This is a genomic window from Streptomyces sp. NPDC020681 (assembly GCF_044334895.1).
GTDB lineage: Bacteria > Actinomycetota > Actinomycetes > Streptomycetales > Streptomycetaceae > Streptomyces.
Genome location: NZ_JBIRTX010000056.1, coordinates 1 through 8,784, shown reverse-complemented (window position 1 = coordinate 8,784; position 8,784 = coordinate 1). Strand labels below are relative to the sequence as shown.

Sequence of the window (8,784 nt, the reverse complement as noted above, 5' to 3'; positions counted from 1 at the left end):
GGTGACCGGCTCGGTGATCACGGTCGGCGAGGCCCGGCTGCTGCTGGGGAGGGGCTGATCTCTGATGCGTACGCTCTGTTCGTCCACCCTGATCGCCGGATAGGCACGGCACACTGGAGCTGAGTACAGGGCTGCGCCCGACGCATCTCGGTTACGCCTACCAGGACCTGCCGACTGCGCTGCGCATGGTGGACCTGGCGGTGGGGCGCGCGAAGTCCGTGAGGTCGACACGAAGTCGTTCGCCTGGGAGCGGTGCGACGACATCACCTGCGAGTGGAGCACTGGCGGCTCCACAGGTCTGCCGGCGGGCACCGGGCGAACTTCACCCGGTACAGCTCCGCAGAGTTCGGGGTGACGATCGGTGACGGACATGGCAGCCCGGACCAGGGACCTACGACCCCCGCCCGCTGCCAGTGACGCCGGAGGCGACGTCCCCCCGCAGCCGGGCTTCTGGCAAGTGAGGGGTGGGCCTGGCGTGCGTGACAGGCACCTGGGCTGTAGCGAAATGACCACACTCTTCACCGTCTGGAACCAGGTCATCAGCCGCGCACCGCCGCCGCCTGACGACGGCCATCACCGGGCCTATTCACACCCTGACACCCTCAACACCAGCCACACCCGACAAACGTGACAGTGCCCCATCACGCCCTCAACCTGCCCAGTCCTCACCAAGTTGACAACCTCCCCGGGCGTCTCAGGCTGCATCCCCAGTGAAGCCTAATCAACACTACGAGCCTGCGGACACCTCCGCACCGCCCAACTCCGGAGACTCGGCACACCGCAGCAGTGACATTGGAGAATGTACGTTACGAAGGAGGGGGAGGGCGCCGATGACCGCGCTGAATTTCAACAGCCCACGCCCTGGCAGCATCTGCAGATTGGTGGCCGACAGGACGCCGGGAAAATGTTGTGGAAGGCCGGATGCCACAGAAGCGGAGAGAGCGAAAGGCAAGGGCGGAAAGGTGTACCGCGAGGTGAGCTGCAATCCGCGTAGCGTGCGGCGGCTGGCCCAAGCCGGGATGGTGTCAAAGATCATGCACCCGCTAGGGAACGCGCGGCGCAATCGGCAATCAAGGACAGCGCCTCATCAGGTTCCAAGTACATGAGCAGCCCTTCAGCGGACCTGTACAGTGTGGCCAGCATCCACCTCGTCCATCCATGCGTGGTCCAGCTCCGAGCAGCTGAGAGTACGCAGGTTATCGGCGGCGGGTAGGACTGATCTGCGGAGCTCGACTATTTCCGGGAGATCAACCGAAAGCCATTGCGCACACTCATTCCCGATACGCCAGAAAGTCGTTTGCAGCCCTTCTCCAAGCGCAACGACTGTGCTCGCGGGGTGTTCCGCGAGGAAAACATGTAGTCGCTTGATCAAGGCAGAGTGACCGCACTACAGCGCCCTGCCATGGTTTGCCGAACTTCTCAACATAGGGGAAGTCGATCGCCTCAAGTGTCTGAATTTGCGAGTGGATCATTGATCAGAGGGTGTGGCCTGGCTGCCAGGGATGCCCGGCTGTAGAGCGTCCAGAGGGCCATCTCCAGCACGCCGGTAGGCCTGGGTTGCCCACAATAGTCTTCTCTCGGTAGTTACCGAACCTTGTTCATCTTGGTTTGGCTAGACGAAATAAGACCGATGCCTGTCGGTGTATTCAGGAGTGCGGACAGGGCATTCAAGATCGTTCTGGTTCGAATAACGAATGAACTGGATGTCCCTTTGACCGCACGATACGTGAAGATCGACGGCGAGCTGAGGGGGGATCAGTGGATGAGTAGGCCGCCGCAGTTGACGGGTCCCGCCGACCGTCAAGCATAGCCTCCTCCATTCCGGCGCCGTGCCGCACCTGGAGCACGGCGACCGTCGAAGCAGGTGGAGAAGCTTGCAAGCCCCCGGGGGTTGCCCCGGGGGGCTACCGCGCGTCAACCGTAGTAATTGCGCGCAGAAATGCGTGTACGGCTGTGCAATGTGCGACTGCCGTCGTGCCGCAACCCGACGCCGCACGCATGATATTCCCGATCCATCGCACTCGGCCGGCCCTTCCGGAATCGTGTGGCACTGGATCTGCGTCGGCACACATTCTGGACTTTCGCCCGCCGCTCACCGGTTGAGGAAGGCTTGTCCCAGGGAGGAGGCCGTGATGGACAGTTCAGCAACGTGGCACCCAAATCAGGGGTCACACCGCAGTAGTAGAGCGGACGAACAGCTCATGCAATCCTTGTACCGGGAACACGCCGGTCCGCTGCACAGTTATGTCCTGCGGCTGGTGGACGGCGACCGTCACCGTGCGGAGGACGTCGTCCAGGAAACCCTTGTGCGTGCGTGGCGCTATTCCCACCAGCTGGCCCCGGCCACCCGCTCGATCCGGCCCTGGCTCATTACCGTGGCTCGCCGTATCGTCATCGACGGCTACCGCAGCCGCCAGACGCGGCCCCAGGAGGTCGACGCCTCGCCTCTGGAGTTCATGCCTGCCGAGGACGAGATCGACAAGGCGCTGTCGCTCATGATGCTCTCCAGCGCCCTGAGTGAACTCAGTGATGCGCACCGAGAGGTGCTGGTTGAAACGTATCTCAAAGGACGTACTGTAAATGAAGCGGCAGAGAGTCTGGGCATACCCAGCGGGACAGTGAAGTCCAGAATATTTTACGGGTTGCGCTCCATGAAACTTGTACTTGAGGAACGAGGAGTGAGGCCGTGACGGTGCAAGAATTCTCCTCGGAGCACGAGGCCGTCGGAGCCTACGCTCTTGGGGTGCTCGACGTAGCGGACACCCTGCGCTTCCAAGGTCACTTGGCCCAATGCGATGACTGCGCGCAGCAGCTTGAGGAGTTCATGAGCCTCGAACCGCTTCTCGCCACACTTGCCGAGACTACTCCGGCCACGGTTTCGGATCCCGCCGTGCTGTACGTCCAGCCGAGCCCGCGGCTGCTGGACCGGCTAGTGGACGGAGTTGCCGTCGAGCGCCTGGCCCAGCGCAGGCGCAGCCTCTGCATGGTCGCCGCCGCCGCAGTGCTGATCATCGGCGGACCGGTCATCACCATCGCCGTCACCTCCGCAGAGGCACGGACCGAACAGGCACTGCCGCACGTGCACTCCACCAGCCCGGCCGAGGACGTCTTCTTCAACCATATGAATGACAAGACCAAAACCACCGACCCTGTCAGCAAGGTCACCGCCACGGTGGGCACGGAGGAAAAGGCCTGGGGCACACACGCCGTACTGGAGCTGAACAACGTCAAGGGCCCGCTCAAGTGCAGCCTGATAGCCGTCTCCAAGGCAGGCAACGAGGAGGTAGTAGCCTCCTGGTCCGTTCCGAAGTGGGGATACGGCATCCCGGACAGTGCCGACGAGAGGGGCAAGCGCCCGCTCTACGTGCACGGCGGAGCGGCGATGCCCCGTAGTGACATCGATCGCTTCGAGGTTCGCTCCTTCGAGGGCAAACGACTGGTCGAGATCGACGTATAACAGGACTTAGTGGTCGGACAGACGCGCTGCTGTTCCGCCAGCACCTGAGCGCCATTGCTGACGGAACCGTTCGAGCCAAGTACCCAAGGGCAACGTGGTCAAGACCATGGTCGTCACGGATGCCGACGCGCGGATGCTGTTCTGTAGCCGCGCCAGTCGGGAACCGCGTGGGTTGGTAAAACTCCTGCGGACGGACCCTCCGTGGATCTCTGCCAACGCCAGCCACCAGGGATTTGGCGCTCGCCCGGTGGACGTGTGGGGACACCACCGCACCGCAAGTTCAAGACGAATACTCCGGCGCCTGTGAGGAGTTCTCGAGCGTCAGGGCAAGGAGAGCACTCCTCACGCCGCATCCGGGTCGAGAACGGCATCGCCCACCTCAAGAACTGGCGGTCGCTCGCTCGTCACCACGGCCGCCGCTAGGACATGACCGCCAGCATCCCAGCCATCGCCGGCCTCGCGCTCATCAGCAAACCATCACCCTTGTGCAGAGGCAGCGAGAGTGAACACCAGGCCTCACGACACGCCACCGCCAATCATGAACGAGGTCGTTTGATACGCCTGCACTGATACCGCTGACCTGCGGTGACTCACCCCGTCGCTGCCAGTGAACTGGCAGGCGAGATATGCCCTGTTGGGGTTGTCCTAGCTACATCTCAGTATCGTAACGAGGTGACCTCCGGGCCGGGCGGGTCTCGTACAGGGAGGTGATGGCTCTGGGAATGCCGAAGCCACTACATAAGGAGATCCGCATGTTCCGCAACCGCATGGCGATGCTCGTCTCGGCCGCCGCCACCGTAGCGCTGCTTCTTACCGCCTGTGGCGGCATCGACACCGACGCCTCCGCGCCCGCCAAATCGGCGACTGCCGGTGCCAACAACAGCACCGACCAGTCCGGTCTGCAGAGCTTGAACCTTCTTCGCGGCACAGCAAAGACGAACAATGCCCAGCCCATGACGGGCGACTGGGCGAACAAGCCCGGAGAGCCGACGGTCACACCGGTAGCGAAGAAGTGGGTGCAGCTCACCGCCTCCAGGGCCGGCAACCTCAGTCCCGTGGTGGTCAATGGGGCGGGCTTCACCCTCTACCGGTTCGACAAGGATGCTGCCAGTCCGTCGAAGTCGAACTGCAACGGAGACTGCGCTGTCACCTGGCCGCCGGTCGTTGTCGCCCCCGGCGGGAAGATCTTCATAAATGGCCTCACGAAGTCCGACGTCGGCGTGGTCAAGCGGGATGACGGCAACCTTCAGGTCACCATCGGCGGATGGCCCGTCTACCGCTTCAGCAAAGGCCTCAAGCCCGGTGACACCAACGGCCAGGGCGTCGGCGGCACCTGGTTCGGTGTCACACCGGACGGACAGAAAGCAGACCAGCCTGCCGGTGATGACACGGCTGACGACACCGGCGGCGATCAGAATGCCGACGGTAAGTCCGAGCGCGCGGTGCTCTTCGATGACGTGAACTTCGCTGACAACGGTGCCCAAGGCCTGTCAGGCGCGGGGTGTCGGAACGTCGCCCCGCGATGACGTGGCATCCTCAATCCAGGCTCAGGGTTCCTTGAAGCTCTGGTCCGAGGCCGACTGCACTGGCAGGTCCATAGTCATCAACGGGGATGTCGCCGACCTTGACACTATCGACTTCGACGACGACATCTCTTCGATCTTCTTCGGATGATCGACGGCATCCGAGCCCTCTCCTTCAACCGCACCCATACGCGAGCAGTTGAGGGGCTGCGGCACCCCCTCGGAGGGATCTGGCCGCGGGTCAGACCGGCGTAGTACAGCTCCTTCTCCGCTCCGCCGTCGGAGCGGATCATCAGCTTCTCTGTGCCGGTGGTAAGGGAGTGCACGGGCGGCGGTGCGTACTGTGGCCGCGCTGTGGTCCGGCGGGACCAGGCAGGCGTCCAGCAAGGGACAGCTGCAGGGAGTCCAGCAGGCCCATGGTCCGCCACTTCGGCCAGCACCGGTCCTGGACTGCAGCGGCCAGGTGGGCGCGCCAGTCGACATACTTGCCGATCCCGAGTGTGTCCGCGCAGACGCGGCATACGAACTGCCGGGCGAAGCCCGAGCCCGGGGCAAGAGGTAGGAGCCGTTGCCGAAAGGCAAGCCTGGGCCGCCGGTCTCCTCGAAGGCGGCGGGTGCTCGCGTCCGGGTCGGGGGCGGCAATCAGGTACAGGTGGCAGTGGCTGCAGCAGAAGGCCGAGCTCGTGGTCGCCGGGCCGTGCTCGGCCAGGATCACCATCCCGTAGCGGGCGTGGACCAGCGTGCGTTTCCTCCGTCTTCGTGGCGACCCTCTGCAGGCCGACGGGGGGACGTCGGCGGCGGGGCACGGGACGAGCCGTGCGCGCCCTCCGAGCCAAGTTGCCTTCACCGCGGGCTCGCGGCACTGGCCGTTTTTCCGTTAGCCCAGTGCCCGCACAGCGGCACAGCTCCCTACTGCTCTGCTGCGGCGCCAAATGTACTGGGCACGCTGCGGCCATCACCAACGAGACGGTGCAGCAGACGGAAGCCAATGCCACCAGCGATCATCGTCGCACCGCCAATGATCAGGAAGGTGTTTTCGGCGGCGCCGCTCTCGGCCAGCTCCTCCTTGGCCCCACCCTGTCCGGCCGCCTGGGAGCCAGCACCGTCGGACTCGGAAATGTCCGCGCACTCGGCGCCTTCCAGGTCGACGGTGCAGGTGCCGACATTGCCGTCGGGGTCGTTGTCGTTGGCACCGGACCGCTGCCCCGGTGCGCTCGTGGTCAGCGTCGGTTCCGGGTCCTCGGTCACCGTCGGTGTCGGGTCCGGGGCCTCGCTCAGCGTCGGTGTCGGGTCCGGGTCGTCGGTCACTGTCGGCGTCGGGTACTCGCTCAGCGTCGGCGTCGGGTCCGGGGCCTCGCTCAGCGTCGGGCCCGGGTACTCGCTCAACCTCGGCGTCGGGTACTCGCTCAGCGTCGGCGTCGGGTCCCCAGTAGGCGTCGGCGTCGGGCTCGGGTCCCCGGGGCAGAGCAGAATCAATTCGCAATCCTCGCCGGTCACGGCTTGCCCAACACCCGCGGCGGCTATCGACGCGCCTGTGGCCACCACACCGATCACGGCCAGACGGGCCACGCGGACACGCAGTTTCTCTGGCATACGGCGTTACCCCCAAGTAGCTGGTTCGTCATCGGAGCATCGTCAGGGGCCACCGGCCCGAGGGAGGGGGCAAGTCCCCTCCCAACACGAGCTTCCGATGAAAACGTGTCTCCGCGCCAGCGTCCGTGGCTTACCCGGAAGGGTCAAGGTCATTGCGTCCGCAATGTTCGAAATCATGCTGTTTGACGGGCTTGTTTCGAGTCTAGTGGGCTGACGCTGCATCAGGGTGGTGGTGGCTCGTGACCCACACGATCGGGGTGCGTGCGGCGTTGGTAGTGGCAGTGGCGGGCGACGGCTTGATGGCGTCGGCGCCAGTGCGACCAGTGGAGCCGGTGTCCGGGCCGCGGTAGCCGGGCTGCTGGGGAATGGGCAAGATCCAGGAGCCGTCGCACTTCTGCCACGGTGAGGGGAACGAGACTGCTCGGACCGTTTCTTCGGCCCCCTTTTCGAGGGCGTGGGCGGCCATCGCGGCCAGGAAGGCGTGCGCCAGCATGATGTGGCGGTACCAGCCCACGTAGCGGCGGACTTCGTACTGGTCAGGCCGCACTCGTTCTTCGCGGCCTGGAAGCACTCCTCGATGGCCCATCTGGAGCCGGCCACGCGGACCAGTTCGGAGACGTTCGCCTCGGTGGGGGCGAAGGCGAGGTAGTAGGCAATCTCCTCGGGGCGGGCCAGGCTACGGCGGGCCAGCACCAGCGATCGTGCGTGGGTGCCTCGCCGTTCGCGTCGGCGGCGGCAGGGAGCCTGGCTGCGGCCCAGTCGTAGACCCGACGCCCCTTCGCGCCGTCCCCGCACGAGATCCGCTCCCAGGCGTCGTCCGGGGCACCAGTCAGAACATGGTCGATGCGCCAACTCCCCGCAGTCGACTTGACCTGCTGCGACTTGGGAACCGCCAGGACATAGCCCACGCCGGCTTCCTCCAGCATCCGCCGAAAGCCCCGTTCCTGCCCGTAGGCCGCATCAGCGGTCACCCAGGCGATCGGCAGTGCGGAGCCGAGGGCCCTCAACACCATCGCACGCGCCAGTTCGGGCTTCGTGGCAAAGGACCTGTCCTCAGGAATTCTCGCCGTGCGGCACCGATCCGGGTCATCGGTCCAGGACTTGGGCAGATACAGCTCCCGGTCCACCAGGGCCCGGCCCTTCGCCGAGGTATAGGCGGCGAACACGCCGATCTGGCAGTTCTCGGTGCGGCCGGCCGTCCCCGAGTATTGGCGCTGCACCCCGGCTGAGACGGTGCCTTTCTTCAGGAAGCCGGTGTCGTCCACGATCAGCACACCGTCCGGTCGGCCGAGCCGCTCGGCCGCGTAATCCTGCAGGTCGTCACGGATCTTGTCTGGATCCCACTGGCACCACGACAGCAGCCGCTGCAGGCCGTACGGGGTGGCATGGCCTGCGTGCTCGGCGAGCTGCCAGCTGTTCCTCCGGCCGACCGGGCCGAGCAGCCCGCGCACATAGTCCTGCATCCGACGTCGTGGCTCGATGCGCCCGAACCGCTGACCCACCCGCAGCAGCAACGACTCCAACTCGGTGGCCCACAGCCCTGCTTCGATATCCGGCTCCATAGCAGGCTCAACGCACCCCGATCGGGTGGGTCACGAGCCACCACTACCCTGATGCAGCGTCAGCCCACTAGACTCGAAACAGGCACGCTGACCAGGACAAATGGAGAAGCACAACTGGAGTATTAGTACTCCAGCGGTAGTTCGCTATCGGCGCTGGTACTGCATCGCGCTGGTGTGTCCGTGGGCGGCGGTTGGATGCGGGCGTCGACCACATCACCGCAGGCCTGCCGGGCACCCCTTACCCCCGCTGTCTCACTGGCCGCAGGGCCGACCCACCCGAGGGCTGCGGTGTCATCTGAGCCTGCGACTACCTCGTCGAGATCCTCGCCAACCCCGCGCATGAGGAACACGAGGAACGCCTGGAGTGGCTGGGCCTCACCTCCTCCGACCAGTTCGGCCCCCGCAACGTTCGACCCGGCCCAGTCCACCAACGCGTTGGCCCACGTCGCGAGCATCCCGGTCAATCCCTGACGCCCAACCCGCCTTCCTGATCGCCCGGACCGGGCGATCAGGATCCTCGCGAGATCAACGCGTCGCATCACACTAGAGCTCGTAACACGATCATGATCGGTGCTGCTTCAGGGGCAACCTCGCCGATGTGTGGTGTGACGTACCCAACTCCGCCAAAACGACTTAACGATTTTACATT

General features: G+C 64.9%; 4 protein-coding genes and 1 pseudogene. 3 read left to right on the top strand and 2 right to left on the bottom strand.

Translation table 11 applies throughout. The annotated features are described in order from the left end of the window. Positions 1-2,132: 2,132 nt before the first annotated feature. The 3 genes from ACH4YL_RS40450 to ACH4YL_RS40440 all read left to right on the top strand — a co-directional run bounded on the left by ACH4YL_RS40450 (position 2,133) and on the right by ACH4YL_RS40440 (position 4,983). Complete coding sequence (locus ACH4YL_RS40450) at positions 2,133-2,690, top strand: sigma-70 family RNA polymerase sigma factor (protein ID WP_398512540.1); 558 nt, start codon at positions 2,133-2,135, stop codon at positions 2,688-2,690. Beyond that, positions 2,687-3,457 (top strand): zf-HC2 domain-containing protein, encoded by a 771-nt coding sequence (locus ACH4YL_RS40445; RefSeq protein WP_398512539.1) that lies wholly within the window; start codon positions 2,687-2,689, stop codon positions 3,455-3,457. Before ACH4YL_RS40450 ends, ACH4YL_RS40445 begins: the two co-directional genes overlap by 4 nt. A gap of 752 nt (positions 3,458-4,209) precedes the next feature. Next, entirely contained in the window at positions 4,210-4,983 is a 774-nt protein-coding gene (locus ACH4YL_RS40440; protein ID WP_398512538.1) for a hypothetical protein, read from the top strand. A 906-nt stretch (positions 4,984-5,889) separates the two neighbouring features. On the opposite strand, the gene ACH4YL_RS40435 is transcribed toward ACH4YL_RS40440, so the two are convergent. Together ACH4YL_RS40435 and ACH4YL_RS40430 are read right to left on the bottom strand one after the other, a co-directional pair. Then, entirely contained in the window at positions 5,890-6,549 is a 660-nt protein-coding gene (locus ACH4YL_RS40435) for a hypothetical protein (protein ID WP_398512537.1), read from the bottom strand. Between the two features lie 454 nt (positions 6,550-7,003). Further along, positions 7,004-8,135, bottom strand: a pseudogene (locus tag ACH4YL_RS40430) (IS701 family transposase); the annotation flags it as partial. Positions 8,136-8,784: the final 649 nt, after the last annotated feature.